The sequence below is a fragment of the Streptomyces sp. NPDC037410 genome (assembly GCF_055602235.1).
The window spans coordinates 174,210-194,500 of sequence record NZ_JBVJWR010000007.1 but is presented as its reverse complement, the minus strand read 5'-3'; the positions used below and the strand labels follow the sequence as shown (position 1 = coordinate 194,500).

The window sequence follows — 20,291 nt, the reverse complement described above, 5'->3', positions numbered from 1 at the left end:
ACTCAGGAACGGTTCTCAGACCCGCTCCGGCTCCGCCTCCCCGATGAAGGTGTTCCACAGCGTCGCGTACCGGCCGCCCAGGGCGAGGAGTTCGTCGTGGGTGCCGTCCTCCGCGACCCGGCCGTGGTCCATGACGACCACGCGGTCGGCGCGGGCGGCCGTCGTCAGGCGGTGGGCGACGACCAGGGTGGTGCGGCGGCCCGCGAGCCGGTCGGTGGCCTGGTTGACCTGGGCCTCGGTCGCCAGGTCCAGGGCCGCCGTGGCCTCGTCCAGGAGCAGGATGTCCGGGTCGACGAGCTCTGCGCGGGCCAGGGCGATCAGCTGGCGCTGCCCGGCGGAGAGGTTCCGGCCGCGCTCGGCGACCTCGTGGAGGTAGCCGCCGTCGAGCGTGGCGATCATGTCGTGGGCGCCGACCGCTCGGGCCGCCGCCTCGACCTCGGCGTCGGTCGCCGCGGGGCGGCCGTACGCGATGGCGTCGCGGATCGTCCCGGCGAAGAGGTACGCCTCCTGGGGGACGACGCCGAGCCGGTGGCGGTACGCCGTGATGTCGAGGTCCCGCAGGTCGGTGCCGTCGGCGGTGACCCGGCCGCCGGTCGGGTCGTAGAACCGGGCGACCAGCTTGACCAGCGTGGACTTCCCGGCGCCGGTCTCGCCGACGAAGGCGACGGTCTGCCCGGCGGGGATGCGGAGGTCGATCCCGGACAGGGCTTCTTCCTCGTCCCCGTACGCGAAGGAGACGTCCTCGAAGGCGATCTCGCCGCGCAGGGACAGCACGTCGAGGGGCGCGTCGGCGGCGGCCGTCGACGTCGGCTCCTGGAGGAGCTCCTGCATCCGCTTCAGCGAGACGGCGGCCTGCTGGTAGCCGTCGAAGACCTGCGAGAGCTGCTGGACGGGGGCGAAGAAGAGGTCGATGTAGAGGAGGTAGGCGACGAGGCCGCCGGTCGTGAGGGTGCCGGCCTCGATGCGGTTGGCGCCGACGATCAGGACGGCGGCGGCCGCGGCCGAGGACAGCAGCGTCACGAACGGGAAGTAGACCGAGATCAGCCACTGGCCCCGGACGCGCGCCTGGCGGTACGCGTCGCTGCGCTCCGCGAACCGGGCCGCGCCCGAGCGCTCGCGGCGGAAGGCCTGCACGATCCGCAGGCCCGAGACGGACTCCTGGAGGTCGGCGTTGACGACGCTGATCCGCTCGCGCGCCAGCTCGTACGCCTTCACGCTGGAGCGGCGGAAGTAGTACGTGGCGATGGCGAGGACCGGCAGGGTCGCGAAGACCACCAGGGCGAGCTGGAGGTCGAGCACGAGCAGCGCGACCATGATCCCGAAGAAGGTCACGACGGAGACGAAGGCGGTGACCAGGCCCGTCTGGAGGAACGTCGACAGGGCGTCCACGTCCGTGGTCATCCGGGTCATGATCCGGCCGGTCAGCTCGCGCTCGTAGTAGTCGAGGCCGAGCCGCTGGAGCTGGGCGAAGATCTTCAGGCGCAGCGCGTACAGGACCCGCTCGCCGGTGCGGCCGGTCATCCGGGTCTCGGCGGTCTGCGCGACCCACTGGACGAGGACGGTGACCAGGGCCAGCGCGGAGGCCGCCCAGACGGCGCCGATCGCGAGCCGGTTCACGCCCTCGTCGATGCCGTGCCGGATCAGGACCGGGAGCAGCAGGCCCGCGCCCGCGTCGAGGGCGACCAGGCCGAGGCTGATGAGCAGCGGGACGCCGAAGCCGCGCAGGAGACGGCGCAGCCCGTACGTGTCCTCGGGCGACACGGCCCGGGCCTCGTCGATGTCCGGGGTGTCGGTGGCCGGCGGCAGGGCGTCGACGGCGGCGAGCAGCTCGGGGGTGGCGCCGGGGGCGGGGGCCTCGCGGCCGGTGGTCTCGTCCCGTACCCACAGGGTCGGGGTGATGCCCCGCTCGGCGTCGAACTCGGCGTCGAGCTCGGCCCGCAGCGTGCGGTCCTCGGGGAGCTCGTCCGGCGGCGTGAGGTGGCCGGGCGAGACGGCGCCGAGCTCGTCGGGGTCGGTGAGGAGGCGGCGGAAGAGCGGGGAGCGCTGCTCAAGCTCGGCGTGGGTGCCGATGTCGGCGAGGCGGCCCTCGTCGAGGACGGCGATGCGGTCGGCGAGGCCGAGGGTGGAGCGGCGGTGGGCGATGAGCAGGGTCGTACGGCCGGCCATGACCGACTTCAGGGCTTCGTGGATCTCGTGCTCGACCTTGGCGTCGACGGCGGAGGTGGCGTCGTCGAGGAGGAGGAGCCGGGGGTCGGTGAGGATCGCGCGGGCGAGCGCGACGCGCTGGCGCTGGCCGCCGGAGAGGGTGAGGCCGTGCTCGCCGACCTTGGTGTCGTACCCGTTCGGGAGCTCGGCGATGAAACGGTCCGCCTGGGCGGCGCGGGCGGCGGTCTCGATCTGCTCGCGGGTGGCGTCGGGGACGCCGTACGCGATGTTCGCGGCGACCGTGTCGGAGAAGAGGAAGGAGTCCTCGGGGACGAGGCCGACGGCGGCGCGCAGCGAGTCGAGGGTGAGCTCGCGGACGTCGTGGCCGCCGACGAGGACGGCGCCGTGGGTGACGTCGTAGAAGCGGGGCAGGAGGAGGGAGACGGTCGACTTGCCGGAGCCGGAGGCGCCGACGACGGCGACGGTCTCGCCGGGCCGGATCTCCAGGGAGAACCCTTCGAGGACCGGGCGCCCGTCCTCGTACGCGAAGCTCACGTCGTCGAACTCGACGGTCGCGGGCGCGTCGGCCGGCAGGTTCTTCGTCCCGTCCTTGATGGTCGGCTCGGTGTCGATGAGGTCGTAGACCCGCTCGACTCCGGCGCGGGCCTGCTGGCCGACGGTGAGGACCATGGCGAGCATCCGGACCGGGCCGACGAGGGAGGCCAGGTACGAGGAGAAGGCGACGAAGGTGCCGAGGGTGATCTGGTGCCGGTAGGCGAGCCAGCCGCCGAGCGCGAGGACGGCGACCTGGCCGAGGGCGGGGACGGCCTGGAGGGCGGGGGTGTACCTGGAATTGAGCCGGATCGTCCGCAGGCGGCCCGCGAACAGCTTCCGCCCGGCTTCCCGGATCTTGCCGGTCTCCTGGTCCTCCTGGCCGAAGCCCTTCACGACCCGGACGCCGGTCACGGCCCCGTCGACGACACCGGCGACGACGGCGGCCTGCTGCTGCGCGTGCCAGGTGGCGGGGTGGAGGCGGGTACGGCTGCGCTTGGCGATCCACCAGAGGGCGGGGGCGACGGCGAGGGCGACGAGGGTGAGCGGGATCGACAGGTAGGCCATGACGGCCAGCGATATGAGGAACAGCAGGACGTTCCCGATGGTCATCGGGAGCATGAAGAGAAGGCCCTGGATGAGCTGGAGGTCGCTGGTGGCCCGCCCGACGACCTGCCCGGTGGACAGCTCGTCCTGCCGCCGCCCGTCGAGCCGGGTGACGGTCTCGTACATGTCGGTCCGCAGGTCGTGCTGGACGTCGAGGGCGAGCTTGCCGCCGTAGTAGCGGCGGATGTAGGTGAGGCCGTAGACGAGGACGGCGGCGCCGAGGAGCAGCCCCGTCCAGACGCCGAGGCTGCGGGTCTTCGCACCGATGACGTCGTCGATGATCACCTTGGTGACGAGCGGCACGAGAGCGAGGACGGCCATGCCGGCGAGGGACGACCCCAGCGCGAGCAGCGTGTTCGCCTTGTACCGCCAGGCGTACCCGGCCAGCCTGCGCGCCCAGCCCTGTTGTTTGTCCCCGACCGCCGCCACGAGGGCCTCCCATCCGTCCTGCTCTACCGGAAGGCCCAACACGGCCGACGTGCGATTTCATCCCGCCGCAACAAATACCGCCGGGGCGGGTAGGGAGTCCCTGGGCCGCCGGACGGGCGGTGTCGTGGCCGGAGGGGAAGGGGAGGTCCGTGGGCAAGGTCGAGGACGGGAGGCCGTACCAGTGGGGGCGGCTGTACGCGGCGCTGCGGGCGGTGCGGGGGTTCGCGTCGGCCGGGCGGGTGGTCCCGGTGACGGACCGGGAGCTGAAGGACACGGTGAGCAGACCGCGGTCGGTCTTCGAGGGTTTCCTGCGGACCGCGGGCCAGGACGTCTTCGCCGCCCGGCAGCGGGGCGGGGCCGTCGCCGAGGCGGCGGCGGCGGCCTTCGCGGACGTGGCGAGGCTGATACCCCCGCGGCGCATGGACGGCGACCAGATCACCCCGCAGGCGGAGCACTTCCGCCAGGGGTACGAGGCCCAGCTCGCCGAGTACCGGAAGGCCTGGGCGGGGCTCGTCGACTGAATGCGCGGCCCCCGCCCGGCCCCCCACGGGCCGGGCGGGTGACCGGCGTCCGTCACAGGTGCGTCGGTTCGAACATCCTCAGGAGGGCCGGGAGCACCACCACCGACGGGCCCGGGGTGGCCAGGGCCTTCGCCAGGTCCGTCGTCAGCGTCTCCGGGGTCGTCAGGGTGGCCGGGACGCCGAAGGACTCGGCCAGGGCGACGAAGTCCGGGCGGGTGAGCTCGGTGGCCGTGGCCTCGCCGAACGCGCCCGTCATGTACTCCCGCAGGATCCCGTACCCGCCGTCGTCGACGATCAGCCACGTCACGTCGAGGCCGTACTGCTTCGCCGTCGCCAGCTCCGCGATCGAGTACATCGCGCCGCCGTCGCCGGACACCGCGAGGACCGGCTGCGACGGGTCGGCGGCGGCCGCGCCGAGCGCGGCCGGGAAGCCGTAACCCAGGCCGCCCGCGCCCTGCGCCGAGTGCATCGTGTTGGGGTACCGCGCGTCGAAGGCCGACCACGCCCAGTACGCCAGGATCGTCATGTCCCAGAAGCTCGGCGCCCGGGACGGGAGGGCTTCGCGGACCGACGCCACGATCCGCTGCTCCAGGTCCAGGCCCTGGGCGGCGATCCGGTCCCGGACCTTGCCCAGGACGGCCGCGACCCGCTCGGGCGCCGCCGGGTCCCGCCGCTCCCCGGCCGTCTCCAGGAGCGCCTGGAGCGCGAGGCGGGCGTCCGCGTGGATGCCGAGCGCCGGGTGGTTGGACTCCAGCTTCCCCGCGTCGGCCTCGATCTGGATCACCCGGCCGCGCGGGGCGAAGGTGTGGTAGTTCGAGGACAGCTCGCCGAGCCCCGAGCCCACGACGAGCAGGACGTCGGCGTCCTCCAGGAAGTCCGTGGTGTGCCGGTCCTCCAGCCACGACTGGAGCGACAGCGGGTGCTCCCAGGGGAAGGCGCCCTTGCCGCCGAAGGTGGTGACGACGGGGATGTCGAGCTGCTCCGCGAGCGCGAGGAGCTTGCCGGAGGCGTCGGAGCGGACGACCCCGCCGCCCGCGATGATCGCGGGCCGCTCGGCGTTCGCCAGGAGGTGCGCGGCGACGGCCGTCAGCTCGGGGCGCGGGACCACCTCCTCGGGCGTGGCGTCCATGGCGGTGACGACGGGCAGGGTCGTCTCGGCGAGGAGCACGTCCTGCGGGATCTCCACCCAGACCGGCCCGTGCGGGGCGGTGAGCGCCGACTCCCAGGCCTCCGCGATCGCGGAGGGGATCTGGGACTGCGTACGGACCGTGTGGACGGACTTCACGACGTCCCGGAACGAGGCCTGCTGGTCGCGGAGCTCGTGGAGGTAGCCGTGGCGGCCGCCGCCGAGCCCGGCGACCGGGATCTGGCTGCCGATGGCGAGGACCGGGGCGGAGGCGGCGGCCGCCTCCTGGAGCGCGGCGAGCGACATGAGCGCGCCGGGGCCGGTGGAGAGGAGGAGGGGGGCCGCCTCGCCGGTGATCCGGCCGTACGCGTCGGCGGCGAAGCCCGCGTTGTTCTCGACGCGGAGGCCGACGTAGCGGAGGTCGGAGCGGCGCAGGGCGTCGAACATGCCGAGGGCGTGCTGGCCGGGGAGGCCGAAGACGGTGGTGGCGCCGAGGCCGGTGAGGGTCTCGACGACGAGGTCGCCGCCGTTGCGCCCCGGGGGCGGGTTGAGGGCCGCATCCGTCTGGGCCTCGGTGGGCCGGAGCACGAGGTCGTGGTCGTGGGTCATGGGGTCCCTTGGCTTGTGGGTCTGGTCGTGGGCAGGCGTTCCGCAGGGCGGAACGGGTGGGCACGACCCGACCACCGGGCCGCACCCCACCACGTACCTCAGCCCGCTACGGCCCCGAGGTTACTTCGCGCCTCCGGCGCGCTCCGCCGCGATCTGGCGCGACATGATCGTCGTCAGTTCGTACGCCGTGTGCGACGCGGCGACCGCGGTGATCTCGGCGTGGTCGTACGCCGGGGCGACCTCGACGACGTCGGCGGAGACCAGGTTGCAGGAGGAGAGGCCGCGGAGGATCTCCAGGAGCTCGCGGGAGGTCATGCCGCCGGCCTCGGGGGTGCCGGTGCCGGGGGCGTGGGCCGGGTCGAGGCAGTCGATGTCGATGGAGATGTACAGCGGGCGGTCGCCGATGCGCTGGCGCAGCTGGTCGGCGATCTCGTCGGCGCCGCGGCGGTAGACGTCGGCGGAGGTGACGATGCCGAAGCCGAGCTTCTCGTCGTCGGTGAGGTCCTGCTTGCCGTAGAGCGGGCCGCGGGTGCCGACGTGGGAGAGGGCGGAGGTGTCGAGGATGCCTTCCTCGACGGCGCGGCGGAACGGGGTGCCGTGGGTGTACTCGGCGCCGAAGTAGGTGTCCCAGGTGTCGAGGTGCGCGTCGAAGTGGAGCAGGGCGACGGGGCCGTGCTTCTTGGCGACGGAGCGCAGCAGCGGCAGGGCGATGGTGTGGTCGCCGCCGAGGGTCATCATGCGGGCGCCGGTGCCGAGGAGGTCGTCGGCGGCGGCCTCGATGGTCTCGACGGCCTCGTTGATGTTGAACGGGTTGGCGGCGATGTCACCGGCGTCCGCGACCTGGGCGAGGGCGAACGGGGAGGCGTCCTGCGCGGGGTTGTACGGGCGGAGCAGGCGGGAGGCCTCGCGGATGGCGTTGCCGCCGAAGCGGGCGCCGGGGCGGTAGGAGACGCCGGTGTCGAAGGGGACGCCGACCACGGCGACGTCGGCGGTGCCGACCTCGTCGAGGCGCGGCAGGCGGGCGAACGTCGCGGGACCGGCGTACCGCGGGATGCGGGACGAGTCGATCGGGCCGCGGAAGGCGTTCTGGTCGCTGCTGCTCATGGTCGGGGTCCTCCTGGGGTGCTTCTCGGTGGGCCGGGCGTCGGGTCGCGACGCCCGGGGCGTGGGGCCGCCGTCAGGCGGTGGCGGGTGCCCGGTCCGGGGACTCGGGCTCGGTCGGGGTCTCCTGGCCGGCCAGCCGGGCGCGCCAGTGCGCGAGCACGGCGGCGTCCGTCGGGCGGGTCGCCAGGGAAACGATCACATAGGCCGCGAGCGAGGCCAACAAACCATAGTAAACAGGCTCATTTGCCAAGATTCCGTAAGTCCACATCAGGCCAATGACGGCCAGGCCTCCGACGGTGACCGCGGCGAGGGCGCCCTGGACGGTGCCGCGGCGCCAGAGCAGGCCGCCGAGGATCGGCACGAGGAGCCCGCCGACCAGCAGGTTGTAGGCGACGGTGAGGGCCTGGACGACGTCGTTGAGGGCGATGGCGATGAGGATGACGGCGACGCCCATGATCAGGATGAAGAATCGGTTGCCCTTCACCTCGTCGTGGTCGTCCTCGTGCTTCGTGGCGACGGCGCCGCGCAGGCGTGACCAGATGTCGTTGTTGGCGACGGTGGCGCAGGCGATGAGCGCGCCGGAGGAGGTGGACATCACGGCGGCGAGCGCGGCGGCCAGGACGAGGCCCCGGACGCCCATCGGCAGCTCGTCCTTGACGATGGTGGCGAAGGCGTCGTCGGCGGTGGGCAGCTTCGGGTAGAGCACCTTCGCCGCCGTGCCGATGACGGCTCCGGCGAGCGCGTACGCGAGGCAGTAGGTGCCGGCGACGGTGCCGCCCCAGCGGGCGACCTTGTCGTTGCGGGCGGTGAAGACCCGCTGCCAGATGTCCTGGCCGATGAGCATGCCGAAGGTGTAGATCAGCACGTACGTGAAGATCGTCTCGCCGCCGATGCCGAGGGGCGCGAAGTACGAGGTGGGCAGCGCCTCCCGCATCCCCTCGAAGCCGCCGGCCTTGACGACGGCGATAGGCAGCAGCAGGAGCAGCACGCCGATGGTCTTCACCACGAACTGCACCATGTCGGTGATGGTGATGGACCACATGCCGCCGAGGGTCGAGTAGGCGACGACGATGGTGCCGCCGAGGACGATCGCGAGGGTCCGGGGCAGGTCGAAGAGGACGTCGAAGATCGTGGCGTACGCGATGGTCGAGGTGACCGCGAGCATCAGGGTGTACGCCCACATCACGACGCCGGAGATGACGCCGGCCTTGCCGCCGTAGCGCAGGTCGAGCATCTCGGAGACGGTGTAGACCTTCAGGCGCGCGATGCGCGCGGAGAAGAAGACGGAGAGGGCCAGCAGGCCGAGGCCGATGGCGAAGACCATCCAGGCGCCGGAGAGACCGTACTTGTAGCCGAGGCCGACGCCGCCGATGGTGGAGGCGCCGCCGAGGACGATGGCGGCCATCGTCCCGGAGTACATCCAGGGCCCGAGGCGGCGGCCGGCCACCAGGAACTCGCTCTTGGACTTGGCGCGGCGCATGCCCCACCAGCCCATCGCGAGCATGCCGGCCAAGTACAGGACGATCACTGTGTAGTCGACGGCCATGGGGGCTCCTTCTCACCTCGGTGGCGTGTCGTGCGGGGGAGTTGCCCAGGTGCTGATCGCGGGGACATCCGCCCGTACCCGCGGCCCTGGGATGGGAACGACAGTAGGTGGCCGGAAAGGGACGTTGAAGTGTACGTTTCCTCCACTGTCCGGGCGGGGGATGTACGAAGGGTCCATGCCGATGACCGCTCCGGAGCCCGGCTCCACTCCCCCGGCGCCGCCGGTGCCGCTCGCCGCGCTGCTCGCCCGCCCCGACCTGGGCCTGCGGCTGCTCGCCGGGTCCGAGGACGTCCCGCTGCACTGGGTGCACACCTCGGAGATGGCCGACCCCTATCCGTATCTGCTCGGCGGCGAGCTGCTCATGACGGCGGGCGTCCAGCTCACCGATCCGGCGCACTACGTCGACCGGGTCGTGGAGGCGGGGGCGGCGGCGCTCGCCTTCGGGGTGACGCCGGTCTACGACACGGTCCCCGCCGAACTCGTCGAGGCCTGCGAGCGGCACGGCCTGCCGCTCGTGGAGGTCCCGCCCCGGACCCCGTTCACGGCGGTGGCGCGGGCGCTGTGGCGGCTCATGGCGGAGGCCCGGCTGCACGAGCTGCGCCGGGTGACGGAGGCCCAGCAGTCCCTGGCGGCGGCCGCGGCCCGGCCGGCCCCGGTCCCGGCGGTCCTCGGCGCGCTCGCCTCGCGGCTGGGCGGCCGGGCGGTGCTGTTCGGCGCGGACGGCACGGAGTCGGCGGCGGCCGGCCGGGAGGTCCCGGCGGAGGCGGCCCGGGCGCTGCGGGACCTGGCGAAGGTTCCCCTGAGGGGCCCGGCGTCCGCGAGCGGGGAGAGCGGCGGGCTGCGGCTCGCGGCGTACGCGCTGGGCGGCGGGGACGGGCTGACCCTGGGGGTGGCGACGGAGCGGCGCGGCCCGGGCGACCACACGATCGCGGGCGTGGCGGTGGTCCTGCTCTCGCTGCTGACGGCCCCGCACCGGGGCGCGGACGTGACGGTACGGGACGGGGCCCTGGTCCGGCTGCTGCTCGGCGCGCCCCCGGCGGAGGTCGCGGGCACCCTCGGACCGGGCCCCTGGACGGTGGTCCACGCGCGCGGCGGCGACGGCACCCCGTTCGCGGCGGCGAGCCTGGCGGCGGCGCTGGGGACGCCGCTGGTGGACGCGACGGAGGGAACCGTACGGCTCCTCCTCCCCGCCCCCGCCCCCGTCACCGCGCAGGAGGACTGGACGCTCGGTGCGAGCGCCCCGGTGGCGGCCGCGGAGCTCGCGGCCGGGGACGCGCAGGCGGCGCGGGCGCTGCGCAGGGCGGAGGCCTCCCGGGCGACCCTGGTGCGGCACCGGGCCAGCGGCTTCGCCGCGCTCGTGGACCGCGACGAGGCCGCCGCGTACGCCCGGGGGCTGCTGGCCCCGCTCAGCGAGCCGCTCGCCGAGACGCTCCGGGTCTGGCTCTCGCTGCACGGCAGCTGGGACCGGACGGCGGTGGCCCTGGAGATCCACCGGAACACGGTCCGGCAGCGGATCACCCGCTGCACGGCCCTGCTCGACCGGGACCTGGACGATCCGGACGTCCGGATGGAGCTGTGGTTCGCGCTGCGGGCCCAGTGACCGGGGCGGTCCTCCGTCGAAAGAGCTTGTTCACCGCCGTCTTCGCCGTGGTGCGGAACGCGGCCGGGTCGCCCCCGCGACGCCGCGGTCCCGTCGGAAGGCCTGGTTCGTCGTCGGCGCCGTGGTCGGGCTCGGCGCGCTCGTGCTCGGGACCGTCCTGCTGCCCGACGGGCACGGCCGGGAGCCGCAGGCCCGCGCGACGCCGCAGGCGGAGACGGCGCCCCCGTCCACGGCACCGAGCGCCCCGGCCCTCGGTGCCGTGGACGGCGGGCAGACGCTGGTACGGCTCACGGTGCAGGGGAAGGGAACCTCCGCCGTCGTCCTCCACGGGCTGCACGTGCGCGTGGCGGGGCGCGCGGGGCCGCTGCCCTGGGCGGCGTACCGCATGACCGAGGGGTGCGGCGGGGCCGTCACCCCCCGGATGTTCACGGTGGACCTCGACGCGCCGCGTCCCCTCGCGCGGCCGGTCGACGGGTACGACGCCTCGGGCGAGGAGGGGCGGGCCATCAAGGCCGTCGCGTTCCCCTACGCGGTCACCGCGGCCGAGCCCGAGGTGCTGCTGGTGTCCGCCCGCGCGGTCGGCTGCGACTGCCGCTGGTACCTGGAGCCGGAGTGGAGCGCGCAGGGCCGGAGCGGTGTGGTGAGGATCGCGGACCGGGGCGGGAAGGCCTTCCGTACGAGCGGGCAGGCGAAGGGGCGCCCGGTCCACGCCCATGACCCGTCGAAGGGGCTCTGGATCACAGGCGCGGAGTCTGGACAGGGCGGGTGACCGCTGGGTAACTTCGAACAGAACACCCTGAGCAAGCGCTTAGACAACCGGCAGCGACAAGGAGGCGGCTCGTGCGCCGTACCGTATTCAACGAGGACCACGAGGCGTTCCGGGAGACCATCCGCGCCTTCATCGAGGCCGAGGTCGTCCCCGTCTACGACGAGTGGTTCGCCGCGGGCCAGGCGCCGCGCGAGTTCTACGACAAGCTCGGCGAGCTCGGCATCTTCGGCATCAACGTCCCCGAGGAGTTCGGCGGCGCGGGCCTGGACACCCACAAGTTCGAGGCCGTCCTGTACGAGGAGACCTCGCGCGCGGGCGTCCAGTTCGGCGGCTCCGGCGTCCACGTGCTGCTCGCCCTGCCGTACATCAAGATGCTCGCCACCGACGAGCAGAAGAAGCGCTTCCTGCCGAAGTTCGTCACCGGCGAGGAGATGTGGGCGCTCGCCATGACCGAGCCGGGCACCGGCTCCGACGTCGCGGGCATGAAGACCACCGCCAAGCTCTCCGAGGACGGCACCCACTACGTCCTCAACGGCTCCAAGACCTTCATCACCGGTGGCGTCCACGCCGACCGCGTGATCGTCTGCGCCCGCACCTCCGCCCCGTCGGCCGAGGACCGCCGCTTCGGCATCTCCCTCTTCGCCGTCGACACCAAGTCCGAGGGCTACTCCATCGGCCGCAAGCTGGACAAGCTCGGCCTGCGCACCTCCGACACCGCCGAGCTCGCCTTCGTCGACGTCAAGGTCCCGGTCGAGGACCTGATGGGCGAGGAGGGCAAGGGCTTCTCCTACCTCGGCCACAACCTGGCCTCCGAGCGCTGGGGCATCGCCTTCGGCGCCTACGCCCAGGCCAAGGCCGCCGTCCGCTTCGCCCAGCAGTACGTCACGGACCGCACGGTCTTCGGCAAGCCGGTCGCCTCCTTCCAGAACACCAAGTTCGAGCTGGCCGCCTGCCAGGCCGAGGTCGACGCCGCCGAGGCCGTCGCCGACCGCGCCCTGGAGGCCCTGGACGCGGGCGAGCTGACCCCGGCCGAGGCCGCCTCCGCCAAGCTCTTCTGCACCGAGGTCGCGCACCGCGTCATCGACCGCTGCCTCCAGCTGCACGGCGGCTACGGCTACATGAACGAGTACCCGATCGCCCGCCTGTACGCCGACAACCGCGTCAACCGCATCTACGGCGGCACCAGCGAGATCATGAAGTCGATCATCGCCAAGTCGATGGGCCTGTAAGTGCCCGAGGCACACACCGCACTGGATGACCTGCTCGATCTGCTCGACCTGGAGCAGATCGAGCGGGACATCTTCCGTGGCGAGTCCCGGTCCGCGCTCGTCCCCCGCGTCTTCGGCGGCCAGGTGGCCGCCCAGGCGCTGGTGGCGGCGGGCCGGACCGTCCCCGAAGACCGGCTCGCGCACTCGCTCCACGCGTACTTCCTGCGCCCCGGCGACGCGGGCGCGCCGATCGTCTACACCGTCGACCGCATCCGCGACGGCCGCTCCTTCACCACCCGCCGGGTCGTGGCCGTCCAGCACGGGCAGCCGATCTTCCACCTCTCCGCGTCCTTCCAGACGTACGAGGAGGGGCTCGACCACCAGGTGGAGATGCCGCCCGCCCCGGACCCGGAGTCGCTGGAGACGCCGGCCGAGATGCTGCCGCGCCACCTCCCCCGCGAGGTCGCGGACCGGCTGATCGAGGCACGCGCGGCGGTCGACCTCCGTTACGCGGAGACGCCCCCGTGGGGCTCGGTCGGGGAGCCGCGCGAACCGCGCTCCCAGGTGTGGTTCCGTACCAACGGAAAACTGGCCGACGACCCGCTGTTGCACGTCGTCCTGGCCACGTACGTCTCCGACATGACGCTGCTCGACTCGGTGCTCCTCGCCCACGGGCGCGGCGGCTGGGCCGTCGGCGATGTCGTGGGGGCCTCCCTCGACCACGCCATGTGGTTCCACCGGCCCTTCCGGGCCGACGAATGGCTCCTGTACGACCAGGAGTCGCCGACCGCGTCCGGCGGGCGCGGCCTCGGCCAGGCCAGGATCTACACGCAGGACGGGCGCCTGGCGATCTCCGTCATCCAGGAGGGTGTCGTTCGCGTCCCGCGCCGATGACCGGACATACCGTCCGGGCATGGCGGAGCAGGGAGAGAGCACCTTCACGGTGATCGTGGCGGCGGCGGCGAACCTCGGGATCGCCGTCGCCAAGGCCGTCGCGGGCATCGTCAGCGGCTCCAGTGCCATGCTCTCGGAGGCCGCCCACTCGGTCGCCGACACCGTCACCGAGGCGATGCTGCTCACCGCCCTCAAGCGGAGCGGGAAGCCGGCCGACGAGGACCATCCCGTCGGATACGCGGGCGAGCGCTACGTCTGGGCGATGCTGGCGGCGGTCGCCACCTTCGTGGGCGGCGCGGTCTTCTCGGTCTACGACGGCATCCACACCCTCACCCACGGCGAGGAACTCGGCGACCCGACGGTCTCGTACGTCGTCCTCGCCGTCGCCTTCGTCCTGGAGGGCTTCTCGCTCCGCACCGGCGTCAAGCAGGTCAGGGCCGAGGCGGAACGGAGGAAGACCCCCTTCGCGCGCTATCTGCGGCTGACCGCCGACACCACCGTCAAGGCGGTGGTCATGGAGGACGCGGCGGCCCTCGTCGGCCTCCTCCTCGCGGCGGGCGGCCTCCTGGGCGGCCAGCTCACCGGGTCCGGCGTCTGGGACGGCGTCGCGTCGATCCTCATCGGCGTCCTGCTCGTGTACGTGGCCTGGGTCCTCGGCCGCTCCAACGCCGAGCTCCTCATCGGCCGCCCGGTGCCGCGGGCGATGCGCTCCGAGATCCGCGAGGAACTCCTCTCCGTCCCCCACGTCATCGACGTCCTCGACCTGATCACCCTGATCCAGGGCCCCGGCGAGGTCCTGGTCGCGGCGAAGATCGACTTCCGGGACGTGGCGTCGGCGGAGCAGGTGGAGTGGGCGTGCGAGGACGCGGAGTCCCAGCTCCGCGAGCGCTTCCCGTCGATCCGGCGGGTGTACCTGGACCCGACGCCGGGCGTGGCACAGCGCCGGGCCCGGCCGCCGGAGCCGTCCTGAGTCAGGCGGCCAGCCCCGCCGCGTTCAGCGTGTAGGCCGTCAGCGGCTCGTAGAAGCGCGGGTCGAGGACGTGGTCGTCCAGGGGGATCGTGACCTGCATCGTGCCCTCGGCCTCGCCGATGAAGAGCGCGGGATCGTTGCAGTCGGCGTAGCCGACGGAGTCGATGCCCCGCTGGCCGGCGCGGCCCGCCCAGCCGTGGTCCGCGATCACCAGGTCCGGGCGCCCGTCCTCGCCGAGCGCGTCGAGGATCGCGTTCATCGGCTCCGGGGAGTGCGTGTGCCACAGGCTCGCGCCGCGCTCGAAGACGGCGACGTCGGCGAACTGCACGACGTACCCCTCGTCGGCGACGAGCCCGCCGGGGATCCGTACGATGTCGCAGCCCTGGGCGCGCAGCGCGGCGGCGACCCGGCTGTGGACGTCGATGAGCGAGCCGGGGTGCCCGGTCGCGAAGAGGACCCGCTCGCGCCCCGCGGCGGCCTTGCGGAGGCGGGCGGCCATCCGGTCGAGGCCGTCGACGGTGAGCTCGGGGTCGATGGTGTCCTGGCCGGCCCGGTGGGCGGGGTCGTCGACGACGCCGCACCGCTCGGCCATGACGGCGAGCACGTCCTGCTCGTCGGTCCAGCGGTCGCCGAGTTCGAGGCCGAGCCAGTAGTGCCGGTCGCCGTTGGCGAGCTTGCGGTAGTGGGAGAGGTTGTTGTCGCGCGGGGTGGCGACGTCTCCCGCGATCCGGGTGCGGACGAGGTGCTCGACGAGGGCGGGGCGGCTGAGTATCGGCATGGGGATCATTCTGTCCGAGCCGCGGAGGCGGAGGACAATCATTCCGAGCTCTGGACCGGACGGGCGGCGGATCGGGGTCGGACAGGCCCTACGCGCCCAGCGCGCCGAACGCGCCGTGCGCGAGCCGCCGCAGCAGGTCCTCCATCGGCCCGCGGCCGAGCGCCGCGAGGTGCGGGGTGGAGTTCAGGAGGCCGAAGACGGCGTGGACGGCCGTGCGGGACTCCGACTCCCCCGCGTCGGGGTACAGCTCGCGGACGACGGCGACCCACAGTTCGACGTACTGCCGCTGGAGCTGCCGGACCCGCTTGCGGTCCTCGTGCTTGAGCCGGTCGAGCTCGCGGTCGTGGAGGGTGATCAGCGGCCGGTCGTCGAGGGCGAAGTCGATGTGCCCGTCGATGAGGGAGCCGAGCAGGGCGCGCGCGTCCCCGTCGGACTCCTCGGCCCGCAGCCGTCCCCCGTCGAGCAGCCGCTCGCTGATGCCGACGAGCAGCTCGGCGAGCATCGCGTCCTTCCCGGGGAAGTGGCGGTAGAGCCCGGGACCGCTGATGCCGACGGCGGCTCCTATCTCGTCCACGCCGACGCCGTGGAAGCCGCGCTCGGCGAAGAGGCGGGCGGCTTCCTTGAGGATCTGCTCGCGTCGGGTGGGCGCGTCGATCCGCGTCGGGCTCGTGGTCATGCAATCGATTCTAGACAACCCGGTTAGCGGTCGTTAACCTTGGCGTCATACGTTAACGCTCATTAACCGGACAAGGGAGATCGGTCGATGCAGCAGGCACCTGTGCTGTCGAGTGCGGCGGATCCCGCCTCGCCGGCCTGGCAGGCCAACGAGGCGGCCCATCACGAGCTGGCCGCGGCCCTGCGCGCCAAGCTCGCGGCCACAGCCCTGGGCGGCGGTGAGAAGTCCAGGGCCCGGCACACCGCGCGCGGCAAGCTGCTGCCCCGGGACCGGGTGGACACACTGCTCGACCCGGGCTCGCCGTTCCTGGAGCTGGCCCCGCTGGCGGCCAACGGCATGTACGGCGACCAGGCCCCCGCGGCCGGCGTCATCGCGGGCATCGGCCGGGTCTCCGGCCGCGAGTGCGTGATCGTCGCGAACGACGCGACCGTCAAGGGCGGCACGTACTACCCGATGACCGTGAAGAAGCACCTGCGCGCCCAGGAGGTGGCACTGGAGAATCGTCTCCCCTGCCTCTACCTGGTCGACTCGGGCGGCGCCTTCCTGCCCATGCAGGACGAGGTCTTCCCCGACCGGGAGCACTTCGGCCGGATCTTCTACAACCAGGCCCGCATGTCCGGCGCCGGCATCCCGCAGATCGCGGCCGTCATGGGCTCGTGCACGGCCGGCGGCGCGTACGTCCCGGCGATGAGCGACGAGGCCGTGATCGTACGGAACCAGGGCACGATCTTCCTGGGCGGTCCGCCGCTCGTGAAGGCCGCGACCGGCGAGGTCGTCACGGCCGAGGAGCTCGGCGGCGGCGAGGTCCACTCCCGGATCTCCGGCGTCACCGACCACCTCGCCGAGGACGACGCGCACGCGCTGCGCATCGTCCGGAACATCGTCGCCACGCTCCCCGAGCGCGGCCCGCTGCCCTGGAAGGTCGAGCCGGCCGAGGAGCCGAAGGTCGACCCGTACGGTCTGTACGGCGCGGTGCCGGTGGACTCCCGCACCCCGTACGACGTGCGCGAGGTGATCGCCCGGGTCGTGGACGGCTCCCGCTTCCAGGAGTTCAAGTCCGAGTACGGGCAGACGCTGGTCACCGGCTTCGCGCGGATCCACGGCCACCCGGTCGGCATCGTCGCCAACAACGGCATCCTGTTCGCCGAGTCCGCCCAGAAGGGCGCGCACTTCATCGAGCTGTGCGACCAGCGCGGGATCCCGCTCGTCTTCCTGCAGAACATCACCGGCTTCATGGTCGGCAAGGCGTACGAGCACGGCGGCATCGCCAAGCACGGCGCCAAGATGGTGACGGCCGTGGCCACCACCCGGGTGCCGAAGCTGACGGTCGTCGTCGGCGGTTCGTACGGCGCGGGCAACTACTCGATGTGCGGCCGGGCGTACTCCCCCCGTTTCCTGTGGATGTGGCCCAACGCCAAGATCTCGGTCATGGGCGGCGAGCAGGCCGCGTCCGTCCTCGCCACCGTCAAGCGCGACCAGCTCGGCGACGGGTGGAGCGCCGAGGAGGAAGAGGCCTTCAAGGCCCCGATCCGCGAGCAGTACGAGACGCAGGGCAGCGCCTACTACGCGAGTGCCCGGCTGTGGGACGACGGGGTCATCGACCCGATGGAGACCCGGCAGGTCCTCGGCCTCGCCCTGACCGCCTGTGCCAACGCGCCCCTGGGTGACCCCCAGTTCGGCGTCTTCCGGATGTGAGGGGCCCCCAGGAGATGCAGAGCATGTTCGACACCGTCCTCGTGGCCAACCGGGGCGAGATCGCCGTCCGCGTCATCCGCACCCTGCGGGAGATGGGCGTGCGCTCGGTGGCCGTCTACAGCGACGCGGACGCCGACGCCCGGCACGTACGGGAGGCGGACACGGCGGTACGGATCGGTCCGCCGCCGGCCGCCGAGTCGTACCTGTCCGTCCCGGCGCTGCTCGACGCGGCCCGCCGCACCGGCGCCCAGGCCGTCCACCCCGGGTACGGCTTCCTCGCCGAGAACGCGGGCTTCGCGCGTGCGTGCGCCGAGGCGGGGCTCGTCTTCATCGGGCCCTCCGCCGAGGCGATCGCCCTCATGGGCGACAAGATCCGGGCGAAGGAGACCGTGCAGGCGGCCGGCGTCCCGGTCGTGCCCGGCGCGGCCGACCCGGAGATCGCCGCCGCGGCCCGCGAACTGGGCGCGCCCGTCCTGCTGAAGCCCAGCGCGGGCGGCGGCGGCAAGGGCATGCGCCTCGTGCGGGACCTGGCGGTCCTCGACGAGGAGATCGCGGCGGCCCGCCGGGAGGCGCGGGCGTCCTTCGGCGACGACACGCTGCTCGTGGAGCGGTGGATCGACCGGCCCCGGCACATCGAGATCCAGGTCCTGGCCGACGCCCACGGGAACGTGGTGCACCTCGGCGAGCGCGAGTGCTCGCTCCAGCGGCGCCACCAGAAGATCATCGAGGAGGCGCCGAGCGTCCTCCTCGACGAGGCGACCCGTGCGGCGATGGGCGCGGCGGCCGTGGAGGCCGCGCGGTCCTGCGGCTATGTCGGCGCGGGAACGGTCGAGTTCATCGTCCCGGGCGCCGACCCGTCCGCGTACTACTTCATGGAGATGAACACCCGTCTCCAGGTCGAGCACCCGGTCACGGAGCTCATCACGGGCCTGGACCTGGTGGAGTGGCAGCTGCGGGTCGCGGCGGGCGAGGCGCTGGCGTTCGCGCAGGACGACATCCGCCTGGACGGCTGGGCGATCGAGGCCCGCATCTGCGCGGAGGACCCCGCGCGGGGCTTCCTGCCCTCGGGCGGGACGGTCCTCGCCCTGAACGAGCCGCAGGGCAACGGCGTCCGCACGGACTCGGGCCTCTCGGAGGGCACGGAGGTCTCGTCCCTCTACGACCCGATGCTGTCGAAGGTCATCGTCCACGCGGCCGACCGCCCGACGGCCCTGCGCAAGCTGCGCGCGGCCCTCGCCGACCTGGTCACCCTGGGCATCCCGACGAACGCGGGCTTCCTGCGGCGCCTGCTCGCCCACCCGGACGTGGTGTCGGGGGCCATGGACACGGGGTTGGTGGAGCGGGACGCGGAGTCGTTGGTCGACGGGTCGGTGCCGGCGGAGGTGTACGTGGCGGCTGCGTTGCTGCGTCAATTCCCCCACCCCGCCCCTTCCCGAAACTCTGCCGAGGGCTGGGTGGACCCCTTCGGGGTCGTCAACGGCTGGCGCCTGGGCGGCACCGCGGCCTGGACGACCCGCCACTTCCGCGTAGCGGGCCACGAACCGATCACCACCCGCGTCCGCGGCACGGCCGCGGACGCGGAGCTCCTGCTCGGCGACATGCCGGGCGAAGCCCTGGCGTCCGCGCCCGGCGAGCCCGCGGCGGAGCCGCTGATCGGCGCCGCGCTCCTCACGCGCCCGGGCGCCGAGGCCGTCGCTCCCCCAGCCCCCGGCAGGGTTTCGGGAAGGGGCGGGGTGGGGGAGATCGTCCTCGACCTCGACGGCGTCACCCACCGCTTCACCCTCGCCACCTCCCCGGAGGGGATCTGGCTGGGCCGCGACGGTGACTCCTGGCACGTCATGGATCACGACCCCGTGGAGGCCGCGCTGAGCGGTGCCCGGCACGGCGGGGCCGACACGCTCGCCGCGCCCATGCCCGGGACCGTCACCGTCGTGAAGGTGGCCGTCGGGGACGAGGTGGAGGCCGGGCAGAGCCTGCTGGTGGTCGAGGCGATGAAGATGGAGCACGTCATCTCCGCCCCGCACGCCGGCACCGTCACCGAGCTGGACGTCACGCCCGGCACCACCGTCGCCATGGACCAGATCCTGGCCGTGGTCACGCCCCGCGAGGAGGAGGAAGCGGCATGAGCAGCGCACTGCCGATGACCGTCCGCGACCCGGCCCTGCCCGCTCGCGTGCGGATCCACGAGGTCGGGGCCCGGGACGGGCTGCAGAACGAGAAGACGGCCGTCCCGACCGACGTGAAGGCCGAGTTCGTGCGGCGGCTCGCCGCCGCCGGTCTGACGACCATCGAGGCGACGAGCTTCGTGCACCCGAAGTGGGTGCCGCAGCTCGCCGACGCGGAGGAGCTGTTCCCGCGGGTGCGGGACCTCCCCGTCCGGCTCCCGGTGCTCGTGCCGAACGAGCGCGGGCTCGACCGGGCCCTCGCGCTCGGCGCCCGCGAGGTCGCCGTGTTCGCCTCGGCGACCGAGTCCTTCGCGAAGGCCAACCTGAACCGGACCGTCGACGAGGCGCTCGCGATGTTCGAGCCGACCGTCACCCGGGCCATAGAGGCCGGGTTGAAGGTCCGCGGCTATCTGTCGATGTGCTTCGGCGACCCCTGGGAGGGCGCCGTCCCCGTCGAGCAGGTCGTCCGGGTCACCAAGGCCCTCGCCGACATGGGCTGCGATGAGCTGAGCCTCGGGGACACGATCGGCGTCGCGACCCCCGGGCACGTCCAGGCCCTGCTCACCGGCCTGAACGAGGCCGGGGTCCCCACCTCCCGTATCGCCGTGCACTTCCACGACACGTACGGGCAGGCCCTGTCCAACACCCTGGCCGCCCTGCGCCACGGGGTGACCACCGTCGACGCCTCCGCGGGCGGCCTCGGCGGCTGCCCGTACGCGAAGAGCGCGACCGGCAATCTCGCCACCGAGGACCTCGTGTGGATGCTCGACGGCCTCGGCATCGAGACCGGGGTCGATCTGGCCGCCCTCACCGCCACGAGCGTGTGGATGGCCGAACAGCTGGGCCGCCCCAGCCCCTCCCGTACCGTCCGCGCCCTCTCCCACAAGGAGTGACGAAA

General features: G+C 73.1%; 15 protein-coding genes. 9 read left to right on the top strand and 6 right to left on the bottom strand.

What is annotated here, in order from left to right:
* Window positions 1-15 precede the first annotated feature (15 nt).
* The gene (locus tag ACZ7HT_RS14185) at window positions 16-3,732 is read right to left on the bottom strand and encodes an ABC transporter ATP-binding protein (RefSeq protein ID WP_471164505.1); all 3,717 of its coding nucleotides are present in this window, start codon (window positions 3,730-3,732) and stop codon (window positions 16-18) included.
* Between the two features lie 149 nt (window positions 3,733-3,881).
* Here ACZ7HT_RS14185 and ACZ7HT_RS14180 point away from each other — a divergent pair, with 149 nt between their 5' ends.
* Window positions 3,882-4,253 (top strand): hypothetical protein, encoded by a 372-nt coding sequence (locus ACZ7HT_RS14180; RefSeq protein WP_471164502.1) that lies wholly within the window; start codon window positions 3,882-3,884, stop codon window positions 4,251-4,253.
* A 52-nt stretch (window positions 4,254-4,305) separates the two neighbouring features.
* Here ACZ7HT_RS14180 and ACZ7HT_RS14175 read toward each other — a convergent pair whose 3' ends face one another.
* The 3 genes from ACZ7HT_RS14175 to ACZ7HT_RS14165 form a co-directional block, all read right to left on the bottom strand.
* Window positions 4,306-5,988, bottom strand: coding sequence for a thiamine pyrophosphate-binding protein (locus tag ACZ7HT_RS14175; protein ID WP_471164500.1), 1,683 nt, complete (start codon window positions 5,986-5,988; stop codon window positions 4,306-4,308).
* 120 nt (window positions 5,989-6,108) lie between these two features.
* Window positions 6,109-7,092, bottom strand: coding sequence for an agmatinase (gene speB / locus ACZ7HT_RS14170; RefSeq protein ID WP_471164498.1), 984 nt, complete (start codon window positions 7,090-7,092; stop codon window positions 6,109-6,111).
* A 73-nt stretch (window positions 7,093-7,165) separates the two neighbouring features.
* Window positions 7,166-8,638, bottom strand: a complete 1,473-nt coding sequence (locus tag ACZ7HT_RS14165; RefSeq protein WP_471164493.1) for a sodium:solute symporter family protein — start codon at window positions 8,636-8,638, stop codon at window positions 7,166-7,168.
* Between the two features lie 160 nt (window positions 8,639-8,798).
* On the opposite strand from ACZ7HT_RS14165, the gene ACZ7HT_RS14160 reads away from it, so the two are divergent.
* The 5 genes from ACZ7HT_RS14160 (at window position 8,799) to ACZ7HT_RS14140 (ending at window position 14,079) form a co-directional block, all read left to right on the top strand.
* Window positions 8,799-10,238, top strand: coding sequence for a PucR family transcriptional regulator ligand-binding domain-containing protein (locus tag ACZ7HT_RS14160; RefSeq protein WP_471164490.1), 1,440 nt, complete (start codon window positions 8,799-8,801; stop codon window positions 10,236-10,238).
* A gap of 121 nt (window positions 10,239-10,359) precedes the next feature.
* Window positions 10,360-11,007, top strand: a complete 648-nt coding sequence (locus ACZ7HT_RS14155; protein ID WP_471164488.1) for a hypothetical protein — start codon at window positions 10,360-10,362, stop codon at window positions 11,005-11,007.
* A 71-nt stretch (window positions 11,008-11,078) separates the two neighbouring features.
* Window positions 11,079-12,236: an acyl-CoA dehydrogenase family protein gene (locus ACZ7HT_RS14150; RefSeq protein ID WP_471164486.1), complete on the top strand. Its 1,158-nt coding sequence runs from the start codon at window positions 11,079-11,081 to the stop codon at window positions 12,234-12,236.
* Window positions 12,237-13,109, top strand: a complete 873-nt coding sequence (locus tag ACZ7HT_RS14145; RefSeq protein ID WP_471164484.1) for an acyl-CoA thioesterase — start codon at window positions 12,237-12,239, stop codon at window positions 13,107-13,109. It abuts the gene before it with no gap.
* A gap of 19 nt (window positions 13,110-13,128) precedes the next feature.
* The gene (locus ACZ7HT_RS14140) at window positions 13,129-14,079 is read left to right on the top strand and encodes a cation diffusion facilitator family transporter (RefSeq protein ID WP_471164481.1); all 951 of its coding nucleotides are present in this window, start codon (window positions 13,129-13,131) and stop codon (window positions 14,077-14,079) included.
* Window position 14,080: 1 nt separating this feature from the next.
* On the opposite strand, the gene ACZ7HT_RS14135 is transcribed toward ACZ7HT_RS14140, so the two are convergent.
* Together ACZ7HT_RS14135 and ACZ7HT_RS14130 are read right to left on the bottom strand one after the other, a co-directional pair.
* Window positions 14,081-14,857 carry a phosphatase gene (locus ACZ7HT_RS14135; protein ID WP_471164478.1) on the bottom strand — a complete coding sequence of 259 codons (777 nt, stop codon included), beginning with the start codon at window positions 14,855-14,857 and terminating at the stop codon, window positions 14,081-14,083.
* Window positions 14,858-14,945: 88 nt separating this feature from the next.
* Window positions 14,946-15,533 (bottom strand): SACE_7040 family transcriptional regulator, encoded by a 588-nt coding sequence (locus ACZ7HT_RS14130; RefSeq protein ID WP_471164476.1) that lies wholly within the window; start codon window positions 15,531-15,533, stop codon window positions 14,946-14,948.
* Between the two features lie 87 nt (window positions 15,534-15,620).
* Here ACZ7HT_RS14130 and ACZ7HT_RS14125 point away from each other — a divergent pair, with 87 nt between their 5' ends.
* The 3 genes from ACZ7HT_RS14125 to ACZ7HT_RS14115 are packed head-to-tail and all read left to right on the top strand — an operon-like array spanning window position 15,621 to window position 20,286.
* A complete protein-coding gene (locus tag ACZ7HT_RS14125; RefSeq protein ID WP_471164473.1) occupies window positions 15,621-17,228 on the top strand; it encodes a carboxyl transferase domain-containing protein in 1,608 nt (535 codons plus the stop codon).
* A 23-nt stretch (window positions 17,229-17,251) separates the two neighbouring features.
* Entirely contained in the window at window positions 17,252-19,354 is a 2,103-nt protein-coding gene (locus ACZ7HT_RS14120) for an acetyl/propionyl/methylcrotonyl-CoA carboxylase subunit alpha (RefSeq protein WP_471164471.1), read from the top strand.
* Window positions 19,351-20,286: a hydroxymethylglutaryl-CoA lyase gene (locus ACZ7HT_RS14115; protein WP_471164468.1), complete on the top strand. Its 936-nt coding sequence runs from the start codon at window positions 19,351-19,353 to the stop codon at window positions 20,284-20,286. Before ACZ7HT_RS14120 ends, ACZ7HT_RS14115 begins: the two co-directional genes overlap by 4 nt.
* The last annotated feature ends 5 nt before the right edge of the window (window positions 20,287-20,291 follow it).

What these genes read in the sequence shown, in the direction of transcription:
- ACZ7HT_RS14175 (WP_471164500.1), bottom strand. Translation starts at nt 5,988, where the DNA reads ATGACCCACGACCACGACCTCGTGCTCCGGCCCACCGAGGCCCAGACG.
- speB (WP_471164498.1), bottom strand. Translation starts at nt 7,092, where the DNA reads ATGAGCAGCAGCGACCAGAACGCCTTCCGCGGCCCGATCGACTCGTCC.
- ACZ7HT_RS14165 (WP_471164493.1), bottom strand. Translation starts at nt 8,638, where the DNA reads ATGGCCGTCGACTACACAGTGATCGTCCTGTACTTGGCCGGCATGCTC.
- ACZ7HT_RS14160 (WP_471164490.1), top strand. Translation starts at nt 8,799, where the DNA reads ATGTACGAAGGGTCCATGCCGATGACCGCTCCGGAGCCCGGCTCCACT.
- ACZ7HT_RS14140 (WP_471164481.1), top strand. Translation starts at nt 13,129, where the DNA reads ATGGCGGAGCAGGGAGAGAGCACCTTCACGGTGATCGTGGCGGCGGCG.
- ACZ7HT_RS14135 (WP_471164478.1), bottom strand. Translation starts at nt 14,857, where the DNA reads ATGCCGATACTCAGCCGCCCCGCCCTCGTCGAGCACCTCGTCCGCACC.
- ACZ7HT_RS14130 (WP_471164476.1), bottom strand. Translation starts at nt 15,533, where the DNA reads ATGACCACGAGCCCGACGCGGATCGACGCGCCCACCCGACGCGAGCAG.
- ACZ7HT_RS14125 (WP_471164473.1), top strand. Translation starts at nt 15,621, where the DNA reads ATGCAGCAGGCACCTGTGCTGTCGAGTGCGGCGGATCCCGCCTCGCCG.
- ACZ7HT_RS14120 (WP_471164471.1), top strand. Translation starts at nt 17,252, where the DNA reads ATGTTCGACACCGTCCTCGTGGCCAACCGGGGCGAGATCGCCGTCCGC.
- ACZ7HT_RS14115 (WP_471164468.1), top strand. Translation starts at nt 19,351, where the DNA reads ATGAGCAGCGCACTGCCGATGACCGTCCGCGACCCGGCCCTGCCCGCT.